Source organism: Streptomyces sp. ActVer (assembly GCF_027270795.1).
GTDB lineage: Bacteria > Actinomycetota > Actinomycetes > Streptomycetales > Streptomycetaceae > Streptomyces > Streptomyces umbrinus_A.
Genome location: NZ_JAPWHT010001026.1, coordinates 1 through 562 on the forward strand (window position 1 = coordinate 1; position 562 = coordinate 562).

Here is a 562-nt window from a genome sequence, read left to right on the forward strand (position 1 = left end):
CTCACCCCGGGCGGACCCGCCGAGCGCCTCCGCGAGGCGGCCCGCGCCCGGCCCGACGCGCAACCCCTCGAATGGTCCGGGTGGCGCCACGCCGTCCGCGCGGAACTCGACGTCGTGGAGCGGGGATCACTCGGCCCCTGGCTGCCCTGGGCCGGTATCCCCAGGGCCCGCGCCCTGGCACTCGCCCAGGTGACGGTGAGCCTGCCGCTCACCGCCTGGGGCGTGCGCCGACACGGCGGCGGCTGGATCGCTGCGGGGGCGCTCCTGGTGGCGCACGGGGCGCTCGGACTGGCGTACGACCTCATGCGTCCGCGCGACTGACCGGCGGCGGGCGCCGGAGGCCGGAGCTCACCGGACAGGCGAGCAAGCTCGGGCAGGAGGGCAGGAGGGCAGGAGGGCAGGAGGGCGAGAGGGCTCGGGCGGGAGGTCGAGGGAGCCCCTTCGGAGAGGGCGAGCGGCTTCGCCGGAGAGGCTGAGCGAGCCCGCCGGAAAGGTTGAGCGGACCCGCCCGAAAGGTTGAGCGGACCCGCCGCAGACGCTGAACTGGCCCGTCAGCCCGTCA

Annotated in this window: 1 pseudogene; it reads left to right on the forward strand. The window is 76.5% G+C overall.

Going from position 1 to position 562, the window contains the following annotated elements:
- Positions 1–321: pseudogene (locus tag O3Q52_RS53945) on the forward strand (hypothetical protein); the annotation flags it as partial.
- Between the last annotated feature and the right edge of the window lie 241 nt (positions 322–562).